Annotated in this window: 23 protein-coding genes; 11 read left to right on the top strand and 12 right to left on the bottom strand. The window is 64.5% G+C overall.

Annotation, left to right across the window (positions count from 1 at the left end; genetic code table 11):
* Positions 1-307: 307 nt before the first annotated feature.
* The gene (locus FBZ93_RS07210; RefSeq protein WP_146985235.1) at positions 308-826 is read left to right on the top strand and encodes a DUF3124 domain-containing protein; all 519 of its coding nucleotides are present in this window, start codon (positions 308-310) and stop codon (positions 824-826) included.
* 165 nt (positions 827-991) lie between these two features.
* Here FBZ93_RS07210 and FBZ93_RS07205 read toward each other — a convergent pair whose 3' ends face one another.
* Together FBZ93_RS07205 and FBZ93_RS07200 are read right to left on the bottom strand one after the other, a co-directional pair.
* On the bottom strand, positions 992-1519 hold the full coding sequence (locus FBZ93_RS07205; protein ID WP_146985234.1) for a hypothetical protein: 528 nt from the start codon (positions 1517-1519) through the stop codon (positions 992-994).
* Positions 1520-1643: 124 nt separating this feature from the next.
* Positions 1644-2414 (bottom strand): alpha/beta fold hydrolase, encoded by a 771-nt coding sequence (locus FBZ93_RS07200; RefSeq protein WP_146985378.1) that lies wholly within the window; start codon positions 2412-2414, stop codon positions 1644-1646.
* A gap of 214 nt (positions 2415-2628) precedes the next feature.
* Here FBZ93_RS07200 and FBZ93_RS07195 point away from each other — a divergent pair, with 214 nt between their 5' ends.
* Positions 2629-3591: an AraC family transcriptional regulator gene (locus tag FBZ93_RS07195; protein WP_167528948.1), complete on the top strand. Its 963-nt coding sequence runs from the start codon at positions 2629-2631 to the stop codon at positions 3589-3591.
* A 33-nt stretch (positions 3592-3624) separates the two neighbouring features.
* Here FBZ93_RS07195 and FBZ93_RS07190 read toward each other — a convergent pair whose 3' ends face one another.
* From FBZ93_RS07190 to FBZ93_RS07175, 4 genes are all read right to left on the bottom strand, one after another.
* Positions 3625-4449, bottom strand: coding sequence for a carbohydrate ABC transporter permease (locus FBZ93_RS07190; RefSeq protein WP_146985232.1), 825 nt, complete (start codon positions 4447-4449; stop codon positions 3625-3627).
* Complete coding sequence (locus tag FBZ93_RS07185; protein ID WP_146985231.1) at positions 4446-5384, bottom strand: carbohydrate ABC transporter permease; 939 nt, start codon at positions 5382-5384, stop codon at positions 4446-4448. The genes FBZ93_RS07190 and FBZ93_RS07185 overlap by 4 nt, the downstream gene beginning before the upstream one ends.
* Positions 5381-6703: an ABC transporter substrate-binding protein gene (locus FBZ93_RS07180; protein WP_146985230.1), complete on the bottom strand. Its 1323-nt coding sequence runs from the start codon at positions 6701-6703 to the stop codon at positions 5381-5383. Before FBZ93_RS07180 ends, FBZ93_RS07185 begins: the two co-directional genes overlap by 4 nt.
* 185 nt (positions 6704-6888) lie before the next feature.
* Positions 6889-7743, bottom strand: coding sequence for a VOC family protein (locus FBZ93_RS07175; protein ID WP_146985229.1), 855 nt, complete (start codon positions 7741-7743; stop codon positions 6889-6891).
* Between the two features lie 78 nt (positions 7744-7821).
* Between FBZ93_RS07175 and FBZ93_RS07170 the strand changes: the two genes are divergently transcribed.
* Both FBZ93_RS07170 and FBZ93_RS07165 read left to right on the top strand, forming a co-directional pair.
* Complete coding sequence (locus tag FBZ93_RS07170; protein ID WP_146985228.1) at positions 7822-9189, top strand: NAD(P)/FAD-dependent oxidoreductase; 1368 nt, start codon at positions 7822-7824, stop codon at positions 9187-9189.
* A 153-nt stretch (positions 9190-9342) separates the two neighbouring features.
* Positions 9343-10530: a 6-phosphofructokinase gene (locus tag FBZ93_RS07165; RefSeq protein WP_146985227.1), complete on the top strand. Its 1188-nt coding sequence runs from the start codon at positions 9343-9345 to the stop codon at positions 10528-10530.
* A gap of 58 nt (positions 10531-10588) precedes the next feature.
* On the opposite strand, the gene FBZ93_RS07160 is transcribed toward FBZ93_RS07165, so the two are convergent.
* The 4 genes from FBZ93_RS07160 to FBZ93_RS07145 all read right to left on the bottom strand — a co-directional run bounded on the left by FBZ93_RS07160 (position 10589) and on the right by FBZ93_RS07145 (position 15778).
* A complete protein-coding gene (locus tag FBZ93_RS07160) occupies positions 10589-12214 on the bottom strand; it encodes an ABC transporter ATP-binding protein (RefSeq protein ID WP_146985226.1) in 1626 nt (541 codons plus the stop codon).
* Complete coding sequence (locus tag FBZ93_RS07155) at positions 12211-13041, bottom strand: ABC transporter permease (RefSeq protein ID WP_016843116.1); 831 nt, start codon at positions 13039-13041, stop codon at positions 12211-12213. The genes FBZ93_RS07160 and FBZ93_RS07155 overlap by 4 nt, the downstream gene beginning before the upstream one ends.
* A gap of 2 nt (positions 13042-13043) precedes the next feature.
* A complete protein-coding gene (locus tag FBZ93_RS07150) occupies positions 13044-14021 on the bottom strand; it encodes an ABC transporter permease (protein ID WP_021077436.1) in 978 nt (325 codons plus the stop codon).
* Positions 14022-14164: 143 nt separating this feature from the next.
* Complete coding sequence (locus tag FBZ93_RS07145; protein ID WP_146985225.1) at positions 14165-15778, bottom strand: ABC transporter substrate-binding protein; 1614 nt, start codon at positions 15776-15778, stop codon at positions 14165-14167.
* Positions 15779-16209: 431 nt separating this feature from the next.
* Between FBZ93_RS07145 and FBZ93_RS07140 the strand changes: the two genes are divergently transcribed.
* Positions 16210-16509, top strand: coding sequence for an HU family DNA-binding protein (locus FBZ93_RS07140; protein ID WP_016843119.1), 300 nt, complete (start codon positions 16210-16212; stop codon positions 16507-16509).
* Positions 16510-16694: 185 nt separating this feature from the next.
* On the opposite strand, the gene FBZ93_RS07135 is transcribed toward FBZ93_RS07140, so the two are convergent.
* Both FBZ93_RS07135 and FBZ93_RS07130 read right to left on the bottom strand, forming a co-directional pair.
* Positions 16695-17474, bottom strand: coding sequence for an SDR family oxidoreductase (locus FBZ93_RS07135; protein ID WP_146985224.1), 780 nt, complete (start codon positions 17472-17474; stop codon positions 16695-16697).
* Positions 17475-17693: 219 nt separating this feature from the next.
* Positions 17694-18680, bottom strand: coding sequence for an ABC transporter substrate-binding protein (locus FBZ93_RS07130; protein ID WP_146985223.1), 987 nt, complete (start codon positions 18678-18680; stop codon positions 17694-17696).
* Between the two features lie 471 nt (positions 18681-19151).
* On the opposite strand from FBZ93_RS07130, the gene FBZ93_RS07125 reads away from it, so the two are divergent.
* The 6 genes from FBZ93_RS07125 to FBZ93_RS07100 are packed head-to-tail and all read left to right on the top strand — an operon-like array spanning position 19152 to position 25266.
* Positions 19152-20249: an ABC transporter substrate-binding protein gene (locus tag FBZ93_RS07125; RefSeq protein WP_433995385.1), complete on the top strand. Its 1098-nt coding sequence runs from the start codon at positions 19152-19154 to the stop codon at positions 20247-20249.
* Positions 20227-21243: an ABC transporter permease gene (locus FBZ93_RS07120; RefSeq protein WP_146985221.1), complete on the top strand. Its 1017-nt coding sequence runs from the start codon at positions 20227-20229 to the stop codon at positions 21241-21243. The genes FBZ93_RS07125 and FBZ93_RS07120 overlap by 23 nt, the downstream gene beginning before the upstream one ends.
* Positions 21237-22034, top strand: a complete 798-nt coding sequence (locus FBZ93_RS07115; RefSeq protein ID WP_146985220.1) for an ABC transporter ATP-binding protein — start codon at positions 21237-21239, stop codon at positions 22032-22034. Before FBZ93_RS07120 ends, FBZ93_RS07115 begins: the two co-directional genes overlap by 7 nt.
* Complete coding sequence (locus tag FBZ93_RS07110) at positions 22028-23200, top strand: acyl-CoA dehydrogenase family protein (protein WP_146985219.1); 1173 nt, start codon at positions 22028-22030, stop codon at positions 23198-23200. Before FBZ93_RS07115 ends, FBZ93_RS07110 begins: the two co-directional genes overlap by 7 nt.
* Positions 23201-23233: 33 nt before the next feature.
* Positions 23234-24328 (top strand): LLM class flavin-dependent oxidoreductase, encoded by a 1095-nt coding sequence (locus FBZ93_RS07105; RefSeq protein WP_146985218.1) that lies wholly within the window; start codon positions 23234-23236, stop codon positions 24326-24328.
* Positions 24325-25266, top strand: coding sequence for an ABC transporter substrate-binding protein (locus FBZ93_RS07100; RefSeq protein WP_146985217.1), 942 nt, complete (start codon positions 24325-24327; stop codon positions 25264-25266). The genes FBZ93_RS07105 and FBZ93_RS07100 overlap by 4 nt, the downstream gene beginning before the upstream one ends.
* The last annotated feature ends 232 nt before the right edge of the window (positions 25267-25498 follow it).

Genomic DNA, 25498 nt, shown 5'->3' with positions numbered 1-25498 from the left:
TTAGACTGTCAATCATGCCGGATCACGGGTAGAGTTGCGCCGGGGCGCGAAGCGCAAGCCTCGCTGCGCGGGCGAATGTCCGCCAGTGGCTCGCATCCGAAATCGGAGCGGTCTCCGAGGCAGCGTGGCGGCTTCGGAAACAGCAAGCGGCCCGCCCAAACGATGCTTCTGACCCGCATCGGACTAATGCAAGCCTGGTAGATTTGCACCAGGAGTCGTTGATCTGGGTCAATGCCGCCCATTCCAGCCTGCCCACGTTCTGATCACTCCCACTGACCGCGATACACCACGGCTACGGATCAACCGAATGAGAACACCGGCAATCTTCCTAACGCTGTTGCTCCTGGCAATGTCCGACGTGCGAGCACAACCTGATCAGCTTCCAGCTTTTCTAGCGAAGTTTGCGGACTCTATTGCTGATTTGCCGCGCGATCCTTTGATCGTTCGAGGAAGAGTTTACGTCCCGGCACATTCAAGCCTATTGGTCCGCGCCGGAAACACCAGACTAGAGTTGTCAGTGACCCTTTCGATTCACAATACGTCGGAAACGGCAGCGCTTGTCATCGAGCGGATTGACTACTTCAATGTTGCCGGTCAGCTAATCGAAAAATATCTGCCACGCGCGATCGCGCTAAAGCCCTATGGCGCAATCCAGATTGTCATTCCACAAGAGGATACCCGCGGTGGCCTAGGCGCAAACTTTATAGTCGATTGGTCGTCGGCTGGGGCAATCGATGAGCCTTATTTGGAGGCCATTATGATCGGAGGCCCCGGCACTCAGGGCTATAGTCTGGTTTCACTCGGTCGAAAGGTGAGCCGGCCTTGAGGACTTAGATCGCCGCCGGCCATGTCGCTTGTTGGCCCAAAGCCGATATGACCAATTGTCGGCCTCTGACGATAATGCGGACGACGTTCGGCGGGCGGATTTTTGGGTACGACCTAGCTGACGAGGAGAACTCATTGGCGCGCAGCCATAGCCGGATCGAAGTGCCTAGCCCTTCGCGGCGGGGACGGGCGGCACCGGCAGAATGACTTCGGAAGCGACCTTCCAGTCCTTTCCGATCCGAAGCCAATTGATGATCATCAGAAACGGCCTGGGCGTTCCCTCCTGCCCGGCATAAGAGACCGTGATGTTCAGCGGCACGTAGGACTCGGCGACGTCGCGCGTCAGGCCGACAACCCTTAGCTTCGAATAATCCGGCTCGAGCACGACCGGGCCGGAGGTGCCGATATCATGAAGCTTTTGATCAATCGCCTCGTTGCCCCAAAAGCCGGCCCAGTTCCCCTCGGACTGGATCGCGCTCTTGGCCACCAACAGGGTCGAGGGCGATTGCCAGAACATTCGATGCAGAGCCTTGAAATCGTGAGCGTTGGCCAATTCCATCAGCTTGCCGAACTTGGATTTTATCGCGCTGAGGGTCGCAGCATCCAGCGGCTCTTGCCTGACGGCGGGAGCGGACGCGACAGCCCCGATGCTAAGAGCTGAGGCAACGATAGTGACAAGAAATGTCTTGTACATGCAGGAAATTCCCTTCGGACGTTCGGCGACGTTGGCTGGCTTGTGCCATCGCGGTCCAATACGTTCTGCATTCCTACGCGCGAGCAGGCGCGCTCCCGGCGCGAAAGCGCCGGGAGCGGTACCCTCACTTCGCGAGCGCTGCCTTTTCGATGACCTCAGCGACTTGCTTCGCATGAACGACGAGCGAAGCATGGCTGCCGGCGACTTCCGTCGTTTGAGCCTTCATCCTGGCTGCGAACGACTTCTGGGCCTCCGGCGCGATGACTTTGTCCTTCGTGCTGATGACGTAGAACGTCGGCTTGTCATGCCAGGCCGCGATGTCGACGGGGGCTTCGAACGCAACGTGGTTCAACGGAAGCTGCGAGTTGGCCAGGTGCGCAGCGATTTCCGGCGGAAGGTCTGCCGCGACCGCCGACGGAAACACCTTGGGATCGATGTACAAATTGCCCTTCGCGTCGGGATGGATCGCATTGCCGCCTTCCGTCGGCGGGCCGGCCTTTGCCAGTGACGCCACGGATTCGCCGACCTCCGGCGCGAAGGCGGAAACATAGACCAGCGCCGAGACCTTGGGATCGTTACCGGCTTGCGTGATCACCACGCCGCCCCATGAGTGGCCGACGAGGACGGTCTTGCCGTCCTGCTTCGCGAGCGCCTGCTTGGTGGCATCGACGTCGGCGGCAAGCGAAGTGAGCGGATTTTCCACGAGCGTGACGCTGTAGCCTTTCTTCGTGAGAATATCGGCAACGGGTTGCCAACTGGTCTGGTCCACGAAAGCGCCGTGCACCAGCACGATGTTGTGGGCTGCGCCCTTGGGCAGTTCGGCGGAATTGGCCGAGCCGACCAATGTCGATCCGGCCAGGAGTATGGTGGCGGCTGAGAGCAGGAGATTTCGCATCGATTGTTCCTGTTGACGTATCGGACGAACGCGGTCCGGGGGAATGGGCAGGCGTTTCCAGCAAGGTCGCGGTTCTTCCATCTGCCATCGGCGAAATGGTTGCCGTACGTGACGTCGGCCCGCCGCGGCATGACTAGTTCGCGGACTTTTCGGACGATAGAGATCAATCGTCCGGATGTTGTGTCCAATCGTCCGCAGGTCTAGTCTCGGCGGCATGGACATACTCGCCCAGGTGCTCGATCGCGTTCGTCTCAGCGGGACGCTGCTCTTTCACTTCGAGCTGGGCCATCCCTGGCGTCTTGAGTTGCCGGCGCGCCCCTACGCTCTGTTTCATTATCTCAGCCAGGGCTCAGCGACCCTTGCGGTCGGACGGGGGCAGAAAATCCAGATGACTGGGGGCGACTTTGTCGTCATCACGCGCGGAGAGCCCCATGTGTTTTATTCGGATCGCCGGGCCGAGCCTCTGCGGATTATGGACATCGATCGATCGTCGCCGCGTCTTGGCTTCATCCGTCACGGCGGCCGTGCAAAGCCGCTCTCGGCCATGCTCTGCGGCAATTTCACGGTGTCGCGGCCGCTGTTTGGCAACGTGCTGGAGTTACTTCCACCCGTGCTCTTGCTGAAGCCAACGGCGGACAGTGGTTGGCTTGAAGCAATCCTGCGCCGCTTGATGAGCGAGTCGGCGACCGAGCGTCCCGGTCAACGCGTCGCGCTTTCACGATTGACGGAAGTACTCTTTGTCGAGGTGCTCCGAAGCTGGATCAAGTCTCTCGGTCCCGGAGAAGGCGGGTGGCTCGGGGCGATATCGGATCCGCATATCGGACCAGCGCTCAAGCTGATTCACGAAAACCCGGAGCGGCCGTGGGCCCTGAGCGACCTCGGCCGCCGCGTGGGGCTCGGCCGTTCGGCATTTTCGGCCCGTTTCACCAGGCTCGTCGGCCAGTCCATGCATCGTTACGTTATCGAACGTCGGATGGCAGAAGCGGCGTTCCTGCTCGAAACCAGCGACGAGCCGATCGCACGAATTGCGAGCCGGGTCGGCTACGAGACAGCCGCGGCGTTTTCGAAGCTGTTCAATCGGCATCACGGCCTATCGCCCGGCCGGTATCGAGCGGCGCGACGATCTGACGGCGGAGGAAGGCAAGGGGACGCTCAGGAAGCAGAAGTTGCCGAATGACCTTGGCCCAGGTGTCCGCTCATGGCGCACGCCCTAACCGCCCTTCACCGCGCCGGCCGTCAGCCCGGCGACGATCTGCCGCTGCGCCATCACGGTGAGCAGCAGCACCGGCGCGGTCACGATCAGTGCGGCGGCGGCGAGCGGGCCCCAGCTCAGCTGGTCGAACGAGATCATGTTGTAGACCGCGACCGGCAGCGTGCGGGTCTCGCGTCCAGCCAGCACGATGCCGAACACGAAGTTGTTCCAGGAGAAGATCACCGCGAGGATGAAGGCGACCGCAAGCCCGGGCCTCGCGATCGGCAGCGCGACATGGCGGAATACCTGCCAGCGCGTGGCGCCGTCGATCAGCGCGGCTTCCTCCAGCTCCAGCGGCGTGGTCTCGAAATAGCCGATCATGATCCAGATCACGATCGGCACCGTCACCACGAGATGGATGATGATCTGCGGCACCAGCGTGCCGAGCAGGCCGAGCCACTGGAACAGCAGAAACAGCGGGATCAGATAGGACAGGCCCGGCGTGATGCGCGCGATCAGGATCACGATCGCGGATTTATGCGCGGCCATCCGCGCAATGCCGTAGCCGGCGGGTACGCCGACCAGCATCGCTAGCGCCGTGGCGCAACCGGTGACGACGAGGCTGTTGGTGAAATAGGTCAGGAAGCGGTTGGAGGCGAACACGTCGGCATAGTTCTTCCAGGCAATATGCTCGGGGAAGAACACCGGCGGATAGGAGGCGTTGTCGATCTCGAATTTGAGCGACAGCGAGGCCATCCAGAGGAAGAACAGGATCGCCGGCGAGACGATGACGAACACCGACAGCCACAGCCCGATCCGGCCGAGGATATAGCGCGGGTTCATGCCTCGCTCCCGAGCTGCGACGTCCACAGCAGGCGCTTGCGCAAGTAGAGCAGCAGCGCCGCCAGCGCGACGATCAGCAGGAAGAACACCACCGCGATCGCCGAGCCGTAGCCGAGGTCGTAATAGACGAAGGCGACGCTGTAGAGATAGACGTTGATGGTCTCCGACGCCGAGCCCGGTCCGCCCTGGGTGATTGCGAAGATGATGTCGAAACTCTTCACCGCGTCGATCATGCGGATCATGCCGGCGATGAACAGGAATGGCATGATCAACGGAAGCGTGATGAAGCGGAACACCTGCCAGAAATTGGCGCCGTCGATCTGCGCGCTCTCATAGGGCTCGGTCGGGATCGCGGCGAGGCCGCCGAGCACGATCAGCATCACCAGCGGCGTCCATTGCCAGGTCTCGACCAGCACCAGCGACGGGATCACGGTCGTCGGGTTGAACACCCAGAGCTGCGGCGGCAGGCCGACCAGCGAGAGCAGATAATTCAGCACGCCAAGCTGCGGGTGGAACATCATGGTCCACACCAGCGCGATCGCCACTGGCGTCGCCATCATCGGCATGATGAAGATGCCGCGGAGGAAACCGCGCGCGGCGAACTTCTGGTGAAACACGACAGCCGCCAAGGTGCCGAATACCAGCGGCAGCAGCACCGACAGCGCGGTGTAGGACAGCGTGTGCCCGACCGCCTCGACGAAACGCGGATCGGTCGGCAGCCGCAAATAGTTGGCGAGCCCGACGAAGACGGTGGGCGAGCCGACCTTCCATTCCTGCAGGCTCATCCAGATCGTGAACACCCACGGGAAGATGATCACCGCCAGCACCACGACGAGTGCCGGGATCACGAACGGCCAGTAGGACGGCGGACGCCATTCACGCGCCGGCGCAGCCTGATCGGCTGCCGCCGGCGAAGCTTGTGTCACCACGCTCACGCTTTTTCGCTACGCTCCAGGATCGGGCGGAATTGCTCGTGCGCCTTCTTGAGCTCGGTGGCGGGATCGGCGCCCGACAGCGTCGCGGTGAGCGCCGCACCGACGATGTCGCGGAATTCGGCGACCGGGATGATGACGGGCAGGCCGAGCTTGGAGATCTTGGCGGAGTCGACCACCGACTGCAGCCACTCCTTGGTCTTGACGCCCTTGGCGACCTCGGCATCGTCGACGATCGAGTTGCGGAACGGCACGCCGCCGCCGGCCTGCAGCAGGCGAGCGCCTTGTCCGCGCGAGACCACCCATTGGCAGAGCAGATAGGCGGCTTCCTTGTTCTTGCTCGCGGCGGCGATGCCGACGCCGTCGCCATAGGTCGACGAGAACTTGCCCTTGGGTCCGGCGGGCACCAGCGTGTAGCCGACCTTGCCGACGACGCGCGAGGCGGCCGGATCTTCCAGCGGCGGCGCCCAGCCGTCGGCGTCGATCCACATCGCGGACCTACCTTGCGTGAAGGAGGCCATCGACTCCATCCAGTTGAAGCCGGCGACGCCGGGCGGCGCGCATTTGGTCAGCAGCCGCTGATAGAGCTTGGTGGCTTCAACCGCCTCGGGGCCATCGGTCAGGATGTTGCCCTTCGCATCGAGGAATTCGCCGCCATAGTTCAGATAGAAGTTGGTCCACATCGCCATGTTGGCGTTGCGCAGGCCGCGGCCGACGAAGCCGTAGATGCCTTCCTTCGGATCGGTGAGTTTCTCGGCGGCGACCGCCATCTCGTCCAGCGTCTTCGGGACCTCGACGCCCTTCTTCTGGAACAGCTCCTTGTTGTAGTAGAGGATGAAATAGTCGACCGACCACGGCAGCGACAGCATCTGGCCCTTGTCGTTGCGTGCATATTGCAGCCCGGCTGCGGAGAAATCGCTCTCGACCAGGTCCGGCAGCGTCATGCTCGGATCCCTGAGATAGCCCGACATGTCGGCGAGCCAGCCGGCCTTCTCGAATTGCCGCTTCTGCACGTGATAGCTCAGGTGCACGACGTCGAAGCTCGGCTTGCCCGAAGACAGCTCGATCACGCATTTCTGACGCTGCTGCTGCTCGGGGACCTGCTCCGATTCGACCTTGATGCCGGTGAGCTCGGTGAATTCCTTGATGTATTTTTGCAGATTGTCGCCGCGCGGTCCCTTGGCGAGGCTGACTTCCAGCGTGGTGCCGGAGTATTTCTTCCAGTTCACCTCGGCGCGGGCCGGAAATCCGGTCAATCCAACCGCGCCGGCGGCGGCGGTGCCGGCCAGCATCTGCCGGCGCGAGATCAGGTGATGCGACATGTTTCTCTCCCCTGGGACGGTTCTTATTTGGGAGAGATACTAGAGCATGATCCGGAAAAGTGAACACCGGTTTTCCGGACGGATCGTGCATCGACCGATGCAGGTACAGCATCGATGCGATCAAGGTTCGCATCGATGCTCGAGTGGCGGCGCCGCATGATGCCGCGCCGCGCAAGCTTGGGCCGCTATGCCTTCACGAAGGCGAGCAGGGTGCCGTTCGCGGCAGCTGGCGGCACGGTGATGCCGCCACCGCTGTTCACGCCGGTCGCGCCGAGCGCTTTCTCGGTCGCGGCAAGGTCGGCGGCGATCACGAGGCCGGCGCCGCCGCGGTCGGACAGGCCAGCCAGCGACACGCCGGGATAACGCTTGCCGAGCTGGTCGGTGGTCAGGAACACGAAGTCGGCGCGATCGCCGCCGGACGGCACTGCAACGGCACCGTCGGGATCGTTCCTCACGGCGACATCGATCATCTTGGAGAGATGCGCGGCATCGGTCGCGGGATCGGGCGAGACGATCAGCACCTGCTTGAGGCGTTTTGCCCCATTGGCGTGCGTCATCAAGTCGGGAATCCACACCGTCTCGCGGGTCTTGTGCTGACAGGCGAAGATACGGACGCCGCCGGGCGCCTCATTGGTCGGCCACTGGAAGGTGCGGAATTTCGCCGCGGAGACGGTGCCATTGGGCAAGGTCACCGGGCGTTCGAAATCGGTCGGCCCGATCGGCGCATAGCCGCGCGCGCGGATCTCCTCGGCACCGGCGGCGGAATCCACCGCGGTGAACGCGATGCGTTCGATGCCTTCGCCGCGCTTCTCGAGGAAGGCGCGCGCCGGCGCATTGTGTTCGGTCGGCGTCAGCACGCCGAGCAATTCCATGTAGTCGGGGTCGAACATGATGGTGTAGTTGCCCGATCCCATATGCGCGCTGTGGGTGCCGCGCGGCGACACGGTGAAGCCGAGCCGCTTGTAATTCTCGGCGGCCTTGTCGAGGTCCTTGACCATGACCACGGCGTGATCGATTCCGATGACGTTCTTGAGTGCCACGTGTTGTCTTCCCGGCTGGAATAAGAGAGTAGAGTAAAGCTAACCAGAATGACCGGGCACCCGCAAGAAAGGATCATGATGAGCAGCAATGCCGTGCGCTGGCCCAACTCGCTCTGGGCAGCAATGACGCCGTCGGGCCCCGATTGCCCCGAACTGACCGGCGCGCAGCAGGCCGATGTCGTCATCATCGGCGGCGGCTTCACGGGGCTGTCGACTGCGCTGCACCTGCGCGAGGCCAATGTCGACGTCGCGATCGTCGAGGCCGCAGAGCCGGGCTGGGGCGCCTCGGGCCGCAACAACGGCCAGGTGATCCCGACGCTGTCGCGCCCCGATCCGGATGACATCATCAAGCGGCACGGCGCGGCCGGCGAGCGCTTCGTCGCGATCCTGCGCGATAGCGCGGCCATGCTGTTCGACGTCGTCAAGCGCTACAACATCGATGCCGAGCAGGAGCAGGCCGGCTGGGTGCAGCCGGTGCATTCGCCGGGCCGGATCAAGATCGCCGAGCGGCGGGTGCAGCAATGGTCCAAGTTCGGCGCGCCGGTCGAATTGCTGTCGCGCGAGCAGACCAGCGACATGCTCGGCTCTGACGCCTGGTACGGCGGCTTCTGGAACAGGACCGGCGGCCACGTCAATCCGCTGGCGCTGGCGCGCGGCCTTGCGCGCACCGTGCTCGGCCTCGGTGGACGAATCTACGCCCGTTCGCCCGCGACGAGCTTCGAGCGCCGCGGCGATCGCTGGGTGGTGAAGACCGAGAAGGGTGAGATTTCCGGCCGCGCGCTGGTGGTCGCCACCAATGCCTATAGCGGCGAGTTCGTGAAATCGCTGGTGCCCGAGATCGCGACCGAGGTAATGCCGGTGCTGTCGTGGCAGATGGCGACGCAGCCGCTGTCGGACAATGTCCGCAAGACCATCATCCCCGGCCGGCAGGCGATGTCGGATACCCATGGCGAGCTGTATTTTGCGCGCTACGACGCGCGCAATCGCCTCGTCACCGGCGGCGCCGTGCTCGGCCCGGGCGACAAGACCGGGCGGCTGAAGGCGCGGGTGACCGAGCGGTTGCAGCGCCTGTGGCCGCAGATCGGCGAGGTCTCCTTCGACTATGTCTGGAACGGCTATGTCGGGATGACCGCGGATTTCCTGCCTCGCATGCATAAGCTTGGACCGAATGCCTATGGCTGGACCGGCTGCAACGGCCGCGCGGTCGCGCTGACCATCCCGCTCGGCCGCGAATTGGCGAAGGCTGTCCAGGGCGTGCCGGAGAGCGAACTGGCGCTGCCGTTCACCGAGCCGGTGCAGTATGTGGCGCACGGCTTGTTGCGCAAGCTCGCGCCCTGGATGCTGGTGCTGTACCGGCAGCGCGATGCCCAGGAGCTGGTCAAGGGCGATCGCTTCGAGTTGCTGCGCTGGGCCGAGTATTTCCTCGCCTCGCGCCGGTCAAGGTGAGCGCGGACCAGCGTTGCGCTTCGAAGAATCGGAGCCCAAACTGGTCCGGTGGAGCGCCGCGATCACGAGGATTCCGCCGTTGGCGGATAGCGTTGTGGAAACCCCGACGCGACGCAGGCGTTATTGCCACATACCGAGTCCTGGGAGGTGGGCATGGCGAGGAAGCGCATTGGTATTCTCACGGGCGGCGGTGACGTCCCCGGCCTCAACGCGGTGATCAAGAGCGTGACTTACCGCGGTAGCGAGGACGACATCGAGGTTGTCGGTCTGCGCCGAGGTTGGGAAGCTCTCACCCACCTGAACCTCGACGACCCGGCGAGCAAGTCCCATTACATCATCCCGTTGAACCGCGAAAATACGCGCGTCATCGACCGGCGCGGCGGCACCGTGCTGCACTCGAGCCGCACCAATCCCTCCAAAATGAAGAAATTGCCCGATCATCTCGCGGGCCAGGACCTGCCATTCTCGGCAAGTAGCAAGGACGGTACCGCAACCGGGACATGGGACCTCACCAAGCAGGTGCTGGAGAACCTCTCGGGGCTCGGCATCGAGCACCTGATCGCGATCGGCGGCGACGATACGCTGAGCTATGCGGACAGGCTGAACGGACTCGGCGTCAAGATCATCGCGATTCCGAAGACGATGGACAACGACGTCCGCAACACCGAGTACTGCATCGGATTTTCGACCGCGATCACCCGCGCCAGCGATGCCATCCAGCGACAGCGCACCACGGTCGGTTCGCACGAACGGATCGGCATTTTCCGGATCTTCGGCCGTGATGCCGGATTTACCGCGCTCTACACCGCGTACGCGACCTCGATCCGATGCGCCATACCCGAATTCAAGGTCAATCTCGATAGACTGATCCAGTTGCTGATTGAGGACAAGCGCGGCAACCCGAGCAATTATGCGCTGATCGTCCTCAGCGAGGGTGCCGAGTGGGAAGGTTACAAGGTGCAGGAATACGGCGAGCCTGACGCCTACGGTCACCGCAAGAAGGCCAGCGTGGCGGAAGCGCTTGCCGACGAAATCAAGCGTCGCGCGGGCGAGGAGACCATCGTTTCCGATCTCACCTACGATCTGCGATCGGGTGACCCCGACTTCATCGACAAGCTTGTCGCTCTGACGTTCGGCAACATGGCCTGCGATGCCATCCTGGAAGGCAAGTCCGGCCTCATGTCGGCGCTGGTCGATGGCCGCTACGACCTCGTGCCCATCCCCGACGCCAGGCTTGGGCCGCGCAAACTGGACGTCGCCAGCACATACAACACGACGCGCTACCGGCCCAGCTATGGCAACAAGCGGGGATTGCCGATTTTTCTCACCCGCGCGTCCTAGCACGGGACCCGGGAAGCGGACCGTGGCACGACCCGCTGCCGGGCCCGCGCGTGGCCGGCTACTCGGCGGCTGTGGAGTGCTCGCGCGCGAACTTGCCGCCGGGAATCGCCGACAGCAGCGCCTGCGTGTAGGGATGCTGCGGCTTGCCGAACACCTCGGCGGTCAGCCCTTGCTCGACCACGGCGCCGTCCTTCATCACGGCGACGAGATCGCAGATCTGCGCGGCGACCCGCAGATCGTGGGTGATGAAGATGATGGAGAGGCCAAGCTGCTGGCGCAGCCCCGCGAGCAACTTCAGCACCTGCGCCTGCACCGAGACGTCGAGCGCCGAGACCGGCTCGTCGGCGACCAGCACGTCCGGCTTCAGCGCCAGCGCCCGCGCCAGCCCGATGCGCTGGCGCTGGCCGCCGGAGAATTCGTGCGGGTAGCGGTCGCCGGCGGACGGGTCGAGCCCGACCAGCTCGAACAGCTTTCGCGCTTCGGCGATCGCGGTGGCGCGGTCGGTGCCATGCACGATCGGTCCCTGCGCCACCAGCTCGGCCGCCTTGCGGCGCGGATTGAGCGAGGCGAACGGATCCTGGAACACCATCTGGATATGGCGGGTCTCGCGCCTGATCTCGTCGCGGCCGAGTTTCGCCCAGTCCTTGCCGTCGAGCCCGATCGAGCCGGTGTCGGGATCGATCAGCCGCACGATGCAGCGCGCCAGCGTCGATTTACCCGAACCGGATTCGCCGACGATGCCGAGCGTCGCGCCGCGCGGCAGGCACAGCGAGACGTTCCTGACAGCCTCGGTGATCCGCGCGCCGCGGCCGAGGAAGCCGCCGGTACGGTAGGTCTTGGAGACCCCGTCGATGGTCAGGATGTCCTTGCCGGACAGGATGCGCGGCGGCGGCGCGGTCAGCGGCGGCACGGCTGCGATCAGCTGCCTGGTGTAGGCGTGCTGCGGCTCGTTCAGCACCTTGTCGGCGATGCCTTGCTCGACGATCGCGCCATGCTGCATCACCACGACGCGGTCGGCGATCTCGGCGACCACGCCGAAATCATGGGTGATGAACAGCACCGCGGTCTTCTTGCGCTGCTGCAAATCGCGGATCAGCTTCAGGATCTGCGCCTGCGTCGTGACGTCGAGCGCGGTGGTCGGCTCGTCCGCGATCAGGAGCTTCGGGTCGAGCGCGAGCGCCATCGCGATCATGGCGCGCTGGCGCTGGCCGCCGGAGAGCTCATGCGGATAGGCCTTTGCTGCAGCCTTGGGATCGGGGATGCGGACGTCCTCGAGCAGTGCCAGCACCCGCGTGTTGATCTCGGACTTCGACAGGCCGGTGTGGATCGCGAACATCTCGCCGATCTGGTCGCCGATGGTGCGCAGCGGATTGAGCGCCGTCATCGGCTCCTGGAAGATCATCGCAATCCCGGCGCCGCGCACGTCGCGCATCTCGGCCGGGTCGGCCGCGCAGAGGTCGCGGCCATCGAACATCATCCGGCCGCGTTCGATCGTCACCTCGTTCGGCAGCAGCCGCATGATGGCGTTCGCCATCATCGACTTGCCCGAGCCGGATTCGCCGACCACACAGAGGATTTCGTTCGACGCGACGGACAGCGAAACGTCGGACAGCGCATGCGGCCGGTCGGCGCCCTTGGGCAGGCGCACGGTCAGACCGTCGAGCGAAAGGACCGTTTCGCTCATCGGCTCTTCAGCCTCGGATTGAGCGCATCGTTGAGGCCCTGGCCGACCAGCGACACCGCCAGCACGGTGACGAGGATTGCGATGCCGGGGATCGCCGAGACGTACCACTGCACCCGCAGCACATCGCGGCCGAGCCCGATCAGATTGCCCCAGGAGGCGACGTTCGGATCGGACAGCCGCAGGAAGGCGAGCGCGCTTTCCAAGAGGATCGCGACCGCCATCACCACGCTGGCATAGACAATCACCGGCGGCAGCGCGTTGGGCAGGATCTCGCCGAGGATGAGCTGGACATCCTTCATGCCGAGCGTCTTGCCGGCCTGCACGAATTCGCGGTTGCGCAGCGACAGGAATTCGGCGCGGGTCAGCCGCGCCGGGGCCGGCCACGACACCACGCCGACCGCAATGGTCACCGTGGTCAGGGTCGAGCCGAACACCGCGACCAAGACCAGCAGCAGTACGAAGTTCGGCAGCGTCTGGAACGCCTCGGTGATCCGCATCAGGACATTGTCGACCCAGCCGCCGTAATAGCCGGCGAAGGCACCGACCAGGATGCCGATCAGGATCGCGATCACAGTGGCGACGCCACCGATCAGGAGCGAAATCCGCGCGCCGTAGAAGATCTGGGCGGCGATGTCGCGGCCGGAATTATCAGTCCCGAGCAGGAAGCGCGGATTGGAGAACGGCCAGATCAGCGGCCGGCCCGCCAGCGCGAGCGGATCGCGCGGATAGAGCAAGCCGGCACTGATCGCCATCGCGATCACGAGCAGCAGCAGGATCAGGCCGATCACCGCGGCCGGGCTGCGGAAATAGCGTTTCACCGCGTCCATCGTCAGCCCTCCGCCGCGATGCGCGGATCGAGCCGCGCGTAGAGCAGGTCGACGACGAAGTTCACCGATATGACCAGCAGCGCCGATACGAACACGATACCGAGCAGGGTGTTGAGGTCGCGCTGCACCACAGACTCATAGGCAAGGCGGCCGAGCCCGGGCAGCGAGAACACGCTCTCGACCACGACCGAGCCGCCGAGCATGGTGCCGGCCTGCAGCCCAATGAGCGTCACCATCGGCAGCAGCGCGTTGCGCAGCACATGGCGGGTGATGACATGGGTCTCGTCGAGCCCCTTGGCGCGGGCGGTGCGGACGAAATCGAGGTTCAAGACCTCGAGCATCGAAGCGCGCATAATGCGCAGATAGATCGCAAGGAAGATCAGCCCGAGCGTCAGCGTCGGCAGCACCAGGTGCGCGGCGATATCGAGCACGCGCCAGATCCCGGTCTGCACGGTGCCGATGTCCTCAAAACCGCCCGGCGGCAGCCATTGCAGATAGACCGAGAACACCACGATCGCCATCAGCCCGAACCAGAACGAGGGGGTGGCGTAGAAGATCAAACCAAGGGTGGAGATCAGCGTGTCCGGCCAGCGGTTGACGCCACGCGAGGCGATCACGCCGAACACGAGGCCGAAGAAGAACGCGAACGACAATGACGCCGTCATCAGCAGGATGGTCGGCGGCAGCCGTTCCAGGATCACGGTCGCCACCGGCTTGCCGTAGATCGAGGAGAAGCCGAGATCGAGCCGCACCAGGTGCCACAGATAGTTGCCGAGCTGCGCCGGAACCGAGAGGTCGAGGCCGTAGAACTTGCGCAGCGCCTCGGCGGTCGCGGCGTCGCCGCCGCCCATCTGCGCCATCAGCGCATCGACGGTGTCGCCCGGCGCGAGCTGCAACAGCAGGAACACGCCGATCAGGATCAGGAACAAGGTCGGAATCGAGGCGGCAAGCCGCCGCCCCGCAAGGCTCAGGATACGCATGACTTTTACTCTGTCATTGCGAGCGAAGCGAAGCAATCCATCGCGCAGCGCGCGCGGAAGGATGGATTGCTTCGTCGCCTTCGCTCCTCGCAATGACGGTGTGGATGGATCCACGCACTATTAAGAGTGAAATTGCGACCAACTCACGCCGAAAGCCAAAGATCGTGCCAGCTCGCCGAGCCCCAGCGCGGCGTGTTGGAGTGGTTGCGCGCCTTGGCCGTGATCACGGTGACGAAGATCTGCTCGATCGGCATCCACACCGGCAGCTCGGTGTTCACCTCCTTGACGAAATCGGCATAGAGCGCCTTGCGCTTGGCCGGATCGACTTCGGTGGCGGCATTGTCGATGGTGGCATCGACGGTCTTGTCCTCCCAGCCCCACTGGTTGGTCCACGGCGCGCCCTTGGGCTGCCCCGAGCGGTACCACACCGTGGTCGAGACCGCCGGGTCGTTGCGATACTGGTGCCAGCCGGTGGCGAGGTCGAAGGCGTGGTCGTCATAGACCTGCTTCAGGAAGCCGCCGCCATCGTTGCGCACGATGTCGACCTGGATGCCGACTTCGCCCAGCGACTGCTGGATGAAGGTCGACCACAGCGAGATGTCCTCGCCCCACGGCGCCGGCAAGAGCTTCAGCGCGAAGCGGTTGCCGCCGGAGGCCTTGAAGCCGGCCTCGTCGAGCAGCGCGATCGCCTTGGCCTTGTCGTAAGGGTATTGCGGGGTGTTCGGGCCGGGATAGAAGTCGGTCGAGGTCGAGGGGATCGGGCCGGTGCCGAGCTTGGCGAAATCGCCCAAAAAGTTGTCGATGAAGAACGGCACGTTGATCGCATGCGCGATGGCGCGGCGGACGCGGATGTCGGACAGTTCCTTGCGGCGGAAGTTGAACTCGATGGTGTTGGTGCGGGCGTTGCCCTCATTGCCCTTGGTCGAGACGATGAAGCGCTTGTCCTTGCCGAGCCGCGCCATGTCCGAGATCGTCAGGCCCGAGAACGGGCTGTAGTGCAGCTCGCCCGCCTCCATCTGCGCGGCCGCGGCGGCGCGGTCGGTGATCACCTTCCAGACGATGCGGTCGAGATAGGGCGCGTTCGGCCGCCAGTAATCCGGGTTGCGGTCGGCGATGATGTATTGCCCGCGCTCATATTTGACGAACTTGAACGGGCCGGTGCCGACCGGCGCCAGATTGGTCGGGTTCTGCCTGATGTCGCCGCTCTCATAGAGGTGCTTGGCGGAGACATAGCCGAGGTCGGGCAGGGCGCGGAGCAACAGGTTGAGCGGCATCGGCCGCTCATAGCGGAAGATCGCGGTCTGCGGATCGGGCGTATCGACCGCTGTCAGGAACAGCTGCAGCGTCGATCCGTAGTTGAGAATCTTCTTCCACATGTTCATCGCGGTGAAGGCGACGTCCTCCGATGTGAACGGCTTGCCGTCGTGCCAGGTGATGCCCTTGCGCAGCTTGAAGGTGACGGTCTTGCCGTCCGGCGTCGCCTCCCAGCTCTCGGCGAGCACGCCGACCGGCTGGCCGTTGGCATCGAGGTCGACCAGGTTCTCCTGGATCTTGCCGCCGATGATATAGACGCCGGTCGAGGCCTGGATGCTGGGGTTGAGCTGGCGCTGCTCGGCGCCGTAATGGACGTTGAACACGCCGCCCTTGCGCGGGGTCTCCTGCGCGAAGGCCCGCATCGGATTGATGACATTGGCTGCAATCGCGGCCGAGGTCAGAAGGGCCGTGCGGCGGTTGATCTCGAGGCGGCTCAAATCCATACGCGGGTCTCCAGCACTGACATAAAGGCTTGCATCGGGCGCCAGCCGATCGGCGTGGCGCCCCTTCGCCGATGTTACCTTGGAAAGGGAACCCAAGTCATTTTCTAATGCCTCGGCCTTTTGGAGGATCGTTTCCGAAACCTGAAGTGGCGCGCCGCAGCGCTTCGCAACCCGGATTGAGCGCCATATTGTCGCGCGCCGGCGGCGCAAAAGCGGCAAGTGATTCTCTCGATGGGGCCGTTTCGGGAGCCCCGAAGCCGCGCAAACCCTGTAATTTTAGGGGTCGGAAGTGCCTTGACCGGAAAAAACACTGGAAAAATCCCTGATTCGGCGGCTGTCCACAGCGATATTGCTGTGGGGAGTGCAGAAAACACTGTTTTTCTCGGCGTTTTCCGCCATATCGTGCCCACTCCAGAATCAATGGAGCAACCATGGCTACCCAACTGTCGAAGTCGCAAGTGATCGAGAAGATCGCGACCACCACCGAACTCTCCAAGCGCGACGTCAAGAACGTTTTGGACTCGCTCGTCGATGTCGGCCACAAGGAGCTGAAGAAGAACGGGGTGTTCCTCGTCCCCGGCTTCGCGAAGTTCGTTGTGGTCAAGAAGCCTGCGACCAAGGCGCGCAAGGGCACCAACCCATTCACCGGCGAAGAGATGATGTTCAAGGCCAAGCCGGCCCGCAAGATCGTCCGCGCACGGCCGGTCAAGGCCGCCAAGGACGCGGTTTAAGATGAAAGGCCTCCGGTGACGGAGGCCTTTTGCTTTTGGGCCGTTAGCCAGCCGCAGTAGGTTGCCTGCCCGCGAGAGTGTTCGAGCGAAATGGACACCGGCTCGCATGTGGAAACGCGCCGAAGCAAGCATCCGGAACTCCGGTCCTGGTTGCACCAGGGCCGGAGTTCTGGATCGCCGGAGTGCTAGACCACCGGCGATCGGCCACCATCGACATTGATGGCGGTGCCGGTGATGTAGGAGCCTTGCTCCGAGGCCAGGAAGCAGGCGAGGTTGGCGAATTCCTCCGCCGTGCCGATGCGGCCGAGCGGCGTGCCCTTGGCAAGGCCCTTGGCGAATTCCTCGAAATCCGCGTTCGGCGCCTGGGCAGCATGCCGCTTGACACATTGATCGCTCATGATCAGGCCGACCAAGAGCGCATTCACCAGGATGTTGTGCTCGCCGCCTTCATTGGCCATCACCTTGGTCAGCGCCATGCCGGCCGCGCGCGACACCGAGGTCGGCGCCGAATTGCCGGCCGGTGCCTTCGCAAAGGTGTTGAGCACGTTGATGATGCGGCCCCATTTGCGCTGCTTCATCCCCGGCCAGACCAGCCGGCTGAAGCGGATCGCGGCGAACAGTTTGAGGTCGAGATCTTCCTGCCAGGCCTCGTCGCTGATGCTTTCGAAAGCCAGCGTGCGCGCCGTGCCGGCGTTGTTGACCAGCACGTCGATCCCGCCGAGATCGGCGACGATCTTGTCATGGGCCTTGGCGATGTCGGCGGCCTTCGCGACGTCGCAGACGTAATCCCGCACCGCGAGGCCGTCCTTGGCCAGCGCCTCGCGCGCCGCTGCGAGGTCGGCCGCGCCGCGGGCCAGGATCGCGACCTTGGCGCCGGATTCCGCAAACCGCCGCGCCACCGCGATCCCGATGCCCTTGCTGCCGCCGGTGACCACCGCGATGCGGTCTTTCATCGATAGGTTCATTGTTGTTCTCTCCGATGGATCAAGGTCCCGGAGAGACGCTATCAAACCGACAGCGCGACCAACAAGGTCATGCAGAGCAGGTGTGCCGTGACGATTAATGCGAGATGGAGCGGGCCGGACATCGGATGTCTCCATTAGGGTGCGCGGTCGAATGCCAGGTGAGGCGAGCACTGCCGCCTGACGCCCTCCGCCCTAAAAGGGGAGGGCGGGGTGGGTCCGCTAGTTCAAGCTCGCGCTTGCCGTAAAACTGCGGTCGACGGCCTTGCCGACATCCAGCGTCTTGCCGAGGATGCCGTAGCGCGTCGCGCGGTCGGAGGCGGCCTGCACCTCCTTCACCACGGCCTCGTCGATCGCGATCGGCGAGGTCTTCTGCGCGGTGTAGGCCGCGAGCAGCACGTCCTCCGGCAGCTTGGTGAGCTCGGCCGTGCTCTTGGCGTATTCCGCAAGATGGTCGAGCGACCACAGCCGGGCCTTGTTGAGCCGCTGCACCAGGTCCTGCACCGCGGCGCGCTTGGTCGCGATCGCGTTGTCGGAGGCGACGATGAAGGTGATGGTCGGCGTCAGGCCCTCGCCGTCGGCGACGATTCGCGCATTGTCCTTGAGCTTGGCATAGGAGATATAGGGCTCCCACACCGCCCAGCCGTCGATCGAGCCGGCGAGCAGCGCGATCTTGGCATCGACCGGGCCGAGCGGGGCGAAGGTCGCGTCCTCGATCGTGCTGCCGGCCTTCTCCAGCGTCGCATTGATCAGGAATTGGCCCCAGCCGCCCCGCGTGCCGGCAAGGCGTTTGCCCTTCAGATCGGCCGCCGTCTTGATCGGCGAATCCCCGCGCACCAGGATCGCCTGCGTCCGGGCATCGGAGCGCGTGCCGCCAATCGCCATGATCGGTGCGCCCGCCGCATAGACCGTGAGGAACGACAGGTCGCCGGTGTAGCCGACGTCGAGCGCGCCGGCATTGATCGCCTCCAGGATCGGGGCCGCGGCCGGAAACTCCGACCACTCGATCTTGTAGGGCAGGTCCTTGGCGAGGCCGGAGATCTCCAGCAGCGAGCGGTTGCCGCCCTTCTGATCGCCGACCCGCAGCACAATGGCGTCGGCCGCGAAGGCTGCGGCGGATGTCGACAGCGTGATCACCGCCGTGATCAGCGCGGCCGCGGTACGGCGGGTGAGTGTGTAGGGAGAACCCGAGCGGGTCAGTTTGCGCATATGCATTTTCTTTCTGATTCATTCGCTGCTCGTCGAAAATCGCGGCAGCGTTCGACCAAGTCTATGAGCAAGCCGTTCGCCGTCAACGAAACGGAAAACTGAAATCAGTCTGCGTGCAGCAAGGATGATCTCGCCGAGCCGTCATGCGTAGAAGACATCATGCGAGCGGCCGGCATTCGTTCAAATTTGGTTCAATCGATGCCGCGACGGTGCGCGTCTGCGTCGCAATATCGGCAAAAATCCTTTCATCGTCGCGTGCTGCGATCGTGGAGAGATCAGCTGTCGCGCCGACCACATTCGAAATTCCATTTCATTGACGCTGAACCTGCCGCGCCGCATCATTTACGCGTTGCTTTGGGTGCAATCGCGCCGGAGAAATCCGCTTTTTCTGAACCATGAGCTTCGAACGACGGGGCGTGCAGACGGAGACGTTCTGCGCGCGGGGCGGAGCCTTGCCGAAATGCAGGAGTGATGATGTCGACGAACAACAAGAAGACGGTGATGGATCGCCGCGCCTTGCTGCGTGCCGGTGCCGCCGCAGCCTTTGCCGCACCTCTCGGCGCCTATGGCGCGCAGGCTTTCGCACCGCGGGCGATCACGCCGGCGATAGATTTCTCGGAATTCCCGATCTGCAAGACCGCATCCGATGCGCCGCCTCTGACGGGCGCGCCACGCAAGCTGAAGCTGTCCTGGAACGCCGGTGCGGTCTGCCTCGCGCCGCTGCCGGTCGCGATCGACCATGGCTTCTTCCAGAAGCAGAACCTCGACGTAGAGCTCGTCAATTATTCCGGCTCCACCGACCAGCTGCTGGAGGCGATCGCCACCGGAAAGAGTGACGCCGGGCTCGGCATGGCGCTGCGCTGGCTGAAGCCGCTCGAGCAGGGCTTTGACGTCAAGATCGCCGCCGGCACCCATGGCGGCTGCATGCGGGTCCTGACCCGCGCCAATTCCGGCGTCGACAAGCTCGCCGATCTCAAGGGCAAGATCGTCGCGGTCGGCGATCTCGCAGGTCCGGACAAGAACTTCTTCTCGATCCAGCTCTCCAAGCTCGGCATCGACCCGGTCAGGGATGTCGACTGGCGCGCCTATCCGGGCAACCTTCTCAACGTTGCGGTCGAGAAGGGCGAGGTGCAGGCCTTCCTGTCGTCGGATCCTCTGGCCTATCTCTGGCTGAAGGATGCGCAGTACAAGGAGGTCGCCTCCAATCTCGACGGCGAATACCGCGACAAGAGCTGCTGCATCGTCGGCCTGCGCGGCAGTCTGGTCCGCGAGGAGCCGCATGTCGCGCGCGCCATCACCCAGGCGCTGCTCGATGCCGCGATGTTCACCTCGCAGAACCCGGACAAGGCGGCGAAGTCGTTCCAGCCTTACGCGCCGAAGGCGGCGAGCCTCGCCGATCTCGAGGCGATGGCGCGCTACCACACCCATCACCATCATCCGACCGGCGACGTGCTGAAGCGCGAGCTCAAGGGCTACGCCGACGACCTGAAATCGGTGCAGGTGTTCAAGCAGAGCACGGACACGGCCAAATTCGCGGAGCGGATCTATGTCGACGTATTCAGTGTCTGACGCGACGGCCGCGGCCGCGCCGCGCCCCGCGGTCACGTTCGCGGACCTTTCCGGCAGCTATGGTGTCGGACTTGCGGCGAGCCTCGTCTGGCTCGCTTTCGGGCTGTCGTGCCTCTATTGGCCCGATGTCGGCGACTGGTCGCGGACCGGATCGCTCGGCATCGGCGCCATCGTCATCGCGGCCTTCATTCTGTTCGGCACATTCAGCGCGGACTACCTCGGTAGCGCAGGGCAGGCATTGCGCAAGCGGGCGCCGTGGCTGGTGGCATTCGGCGCCTTCGTCACGCTGTGGGAGGTCGCCACCGCGAAATTCGCCTGGCTGCCGCTGCCGTTCTTCCCGCCGCCGCAGTCGATCCTTGAAGTCTACACCGACGATCTGCCGAAGTTGCTCGACAGCGTGTTCGCCTCGATCAAGCTGCAACTCGGCGGCTATATCATCGGCGCGACCGTCGGCTTCATCACCGGCGTCTCGATCGGCTGGTCGCAGAAGATCGGCTACTGGGTGCACCCGGTGCTGCGCTTCATCGGTCCGCTGCCGGCCACCGCCTGGCTGCCGATCGCGTTCTTCACCTTCCCGTCGAGCTGGAGCGCCTCGACCTTCCTGATCGCGCTCGCCACCGGCTTCCCGGTCACTGTCTTGACCTGGTCCGGCGTGGCCAGCGTCAGCAGCGCCTATTACGACGTCGCGCGCACGCTCGGCGCCAGGCCGTCGTTCCTGGTGCTGAAGGTCGCGATCCCCGCGGCGCTGCCGCATGTGTTCGTCGGCCTGTTCATGGGGCTCGGCTCGTCCTTTGCGGTGCTGGTCGTTGCCGAGATGATCGGCGTCAAGGCCGGGCTCGGCTGGTACCTGCAATGGGCGCAGGGCTGGGCCGCCTATGCCAACATGTATGCAGCGCTGATCGTGATGTCGCTGCTCTGCTCCGGCGCGATCACGCTGCTGTTCCGCACCCGGGACCGCCTGCTGGTTTGGCAGAAGGGTGTCGTCAAATGGTAGCGCAATCCACAGCCGAGGCGATCACCTATCCCGCCGTCGGCGCCGAGCTCGACATCGAAGGCGTCAGCCATGCCTTCGACATCGACGGCGCTGTCCTTCCTGTGCTCGACAATGTGAACCTTTCGATCGCGCCGGGCGAGTTCGTCGCGCTGCTCGGTCCGTCCGGCTGTGGCAAGTCGACTTTGCTGCGGCTGGTGGCGGGGCTGGAGAAGCCGCGCACCGGTTCGCTGCGCGAAGATGAAGCTCGCATCACGGGCCCGCATCCATCGCGCGTCGTCGTGTTCCAGGATCCGACGCTGTTTCCCTGGCGCTCGGTGTGGGACAATGTGGCGCTTGGGCTGGAGGCGCAGGGTATCTTGAAGACGCAACGGCATCGGGTCGATGCCGTGATCGAGCTGGTCGGCCTGTCCTCGTTCCGCAATGCCTATCCGCACCAGCTCTCCGGCGGCATGGCGCAGCGCGTGGCGCTGGCACGGGCGCTGGTCAATGATCCCAAAATCCTCGTGCTGGACGAGCCGCTCGGCAAGCTCGATTCGCTGACGCGGATCGCGATGCAGTCCGAGCTCGTGGCGCTGTGGCAGCGCAAGGGCTTTACCACGCTGCTCGTCACCCACGACGTCGAGGAGGCGCTGGTGCTCGCCAATCGCGTCATCGTGCTCTCGGATCGGCCGGCGCGGATCAAGGCCGACATCGCGGTCGGGCGGCCATACCCGCGGCATCGCGGCGATCCCTATCTCGCGGAGCTGCGCAGGCAGATCCTCGGTCTGCTCGGGCTGGAGGCGACGTGGTGACATCTGCGGCCAAGGAACTGTCGCTGGCGAACGAGCCGGAGCACATCGCGCGCGCCTTGCGGCTCGCCGAGGTGTTTGCGGCGCGCGCGCCTGCACATGATCGCGACGCCAGCTTTCCCTTTGAGAATTTCGCCGATCTCTCGCGCGAGAGCCTGCTGGCGCTGACCGTCCCAGCAGCGCTCGGCGGCGGCGGGGCGGGTGCCCGCGAGGCGACGCGCGTGCTCGGCATCCTCGGCAAGGCTGATCCATCGACCGCGCTGGTGCTGTCGATGCATTACATCCAGCATCTGGTGATGGCGCGCAGCACCCGCTGGCCCGCCCGGCTGTCGCGCAAGCTCGCCAAGGAGGCTGTCGAGAGCATTGCGCTGATCAACGCGTTACGTGTCGAGCCCGAACTCGGCTCGCCCGCGCGCGGCGGCCTGCCGGCTACAATTGCGCGCCGCACCGAGACCGGCTGGCGGCTGACCGGCCGCAAGGTCTATTCGACCGGCGCGCCGATCCTGAAATGGTACGCGGTCTGGGCGAAGACCGACGAGCAGGACGTCCGTGTCGGACAATTTCTGGTTCCGGCCGGATTGCCGGGCACGCGGATCGAGCAGACTTGGGATCATCTCGGCCTGCGTGCCAGCGGTAGCCACACCGTGGTCTTCGACGACGTCGTGTTTCCGCTGGATTACGAGATCGACGTGCGCAGGCCGGACGACTGGAAGGTTCCTGACGTCACCCAGGCGACCGTGCACGCGATCTTCGTCGCCGCGATCTATGACGGCATCGCCCGCGCCGCCCGCGACTGGCTCGTCACCTTCCTGAAGGAGCGGGTGCCCGCCAATCTCGGCGCGCCGCTCGCGACGCTGCCGCGGATGCAGGAGGTCGTCGGCGGTATCGAGGCGCGCCTCGCCGTCAATGCCCGCCTGATCGACAGCTTCGCCGCTGATTTCGATATTGGCTTTCCGCTTTCCGCGATCGAGTCTAACATCATCAAGCTGACGGTGACCAATAACGCCGCGGCAGTGGTGGAGGATGCCTTGTCGTTGACCAGCAATCACGGCCTGTCGCGAACCAATCCCCTGGAACGGCATTACCGCGACGTGCTGTGCGGCCGCGTCCATACCCCGCAAGACGATGCCACCCGTGTCTCCGCCGGACGCTTCGCGCTGGGCGTCTGAAAACAACAGCCAACAACAACGGAGTTCCCAATCATGCCGGTCGAGTTCATCGGCTTCATCACCAACAACAATGCCTCCGAGACCATCGTCCGGTCAGGCCCGGTGCTCGATCCGCCCTATATCGAGACCGTCGCCAAGGCCCATGAGCTCGCCGGTTTCGATCGCGCGCTGCTGGCGTTTCACTCGACGACACCGGATGCGTTGCAGGTCGCGCAGCATGTGCTCACGATCACCAAGCAGCTGAAAGTGATGATCGCACAGCGGCCGGGCTTCACCGCGCCGACGCTGCTGGCGCGCCAGCTGGCGACGCTGGATCAGTTCTATGGCGGCCGCGTCTCGCTGCACGTCATCACCGGCGGCAACGCCATCGAGCTGCGCCAGGACGGCAATACGCTCGACGACAAGGACGAGCGCTACGCACGCACCAGCGAGTTCCTCGACGTGGTCCGGCTGGAATGGACCAGCGAGAAGCCGTTCAACTACACCGGCAAGTATTACAACGTCGAGAACGGCTTCTCGCAGGTGAAGCCGTTGCAGAAGGGCGGCATCTACACCTTCGTCGGCGGCGGTTCGGACGCTGCGGTCGAGGTCGCCGGCAAGCACGCCGACACGTTCGCGCTGTGGGGTGAATCCTACGCCCAGGTGCGCGACGTCACTGCGCGGGTGCGCGCGGCCGCGGCCAAGCACGGCCGGCCGACGCCGCGCTTCAGCCTGTCGGTGCGGCCGATCCTGGCCGACACCGAGGAGAAGGCATGGAAGAAGGCGGAGCATATCCTCGAGCGCGCCACCGCCTTGCAGGACCAGACCGGCTACCGCCGGCCCAACCACGCGACCGACGGCGCCAAGCGGCTCCTCGCGCTGGCGGATCAAGGCACCCGGATCGACAAGCGGCTGTGGACCGAAATTGCAAAACTCACCGGCGCCAACAGCAACACGACGGCGCTGGTCGGCACGCCCGAGCAGGTCGCCGAGGTGTTTGCCGACTATTACGACCTCGGCGTCAGCCACTTCCTGATCCGCGGCTTCGATCCGCTGGTCGACGCCATCGACTATGGCCGCGAGCTGATCCCGCTGACCCGCAAGCTGATCGCCGCGCGCGATCAGCAGCGGGGGATCGCCGCCGAATGATCCGTCTCATTGTTGCGGCGGCGCTTGCGCTCGCCGCCATCGACACCGCCTTCGCGCAGACCACGCTGCGCGTCGGCGACCAGAAGGGCAATTCGCAGGCCGTGATGGAAGCGGCCGGCGTGCTCAAGGACGTCCCCTACAAGATCGAGTGGAAGGAGTTCGCCGCGGCGGCGCCACTGCTGGAAGCCTTGGGCGCCGGCGCGATCGACACCGGCCTGGTCGGCGACGCGCCGTTCACGTTCGCGGCCGCCGCCAAAATTCCGGTCAAGGCGATCGCGGCCGTGCGGCAGTCGCGCGACGGGCTCGCGGTCCTGGTGCCGGAGAATTCCGCCATCAAGAGTTTTGACGATCTGCGCGGCAAGAAGATCGCAACCGGCCGCGGCTCGATCGGCCATCAGCTGATCCTGGCGGCGCTGGAATCCAGGGGGTGGCAGGCCAGCGACGTGCAGATCGTGTTCCTCGCGCCATCGGATGCCAAGGTCGCCTATACGCAAGGCGCGGTCGATGCCTGGTCGACCTGGGAGCCCTATGTGAGCCAGGAAGAGGTGCTGTTCAAGTCGCGCCGTGTCATCACCGCCGACGGCATCACGCCGGGCCTCGGCTTCCAGGTCGCGACGCCGGATGCGATCAAGAACAAGCGCGCTGAGCTCGAGGATTTCGTGCGCCGGCTCGCCGCCGCGCGCGCCTGGTCGCAGAACAATGTCGAGGGCTACGCTGCGACCTGGGGCAGGCTGATGAATATCCCGCCCGCGGTGCCGCTGAACTGGCTGAGGCGGGCCAGGATCCGCATCGCACCGATCGACGACAGCGTGGTGGCCGACGAGCAGAAGACCATCGACCTCTACGACCGCTGGGGCCTGATCCGGCAGAAGATCAGCGCCGCCGATATCGTCGACCGGTCGTTTGGCGCGGCTGTGGAGAAGGGCGCGGGGCTGTAAAGCGAATGCGTGATCTCTGGTGCTTGCGCCGCGCATGTGAGAGAGCGTGCCGTGTGGCACCCCTCTCCCTATCCCTCCCCCGCAAGGGGGGAGGGAACCCGTCCGTTCGTGCCTCCCTCACATCGGTGCAGCTCGCGTAGGATCTTTGCCTTCGTGAGGTGAGCACGTTGGTCGGGCTCCCTCCCCCCTTGCGGGGGAGGGTGGGGAGAGGGGTAGCCGCGAGCGCGCCCGT

The organism is Bradyrhizobium macuxiense (genome assembly GCF_007993935.1).
Classification (GTDB): Bacteria; Pseudomonadota; Alphaproteobacteria; order Rhizobiales; family Xanthobacteraceae; genus Bradyrhizobium; species Bradyrhizobium macuxiense_A.
This window is presented reverse-complemented; position numbering and strand designations above follow the sequence as displayed.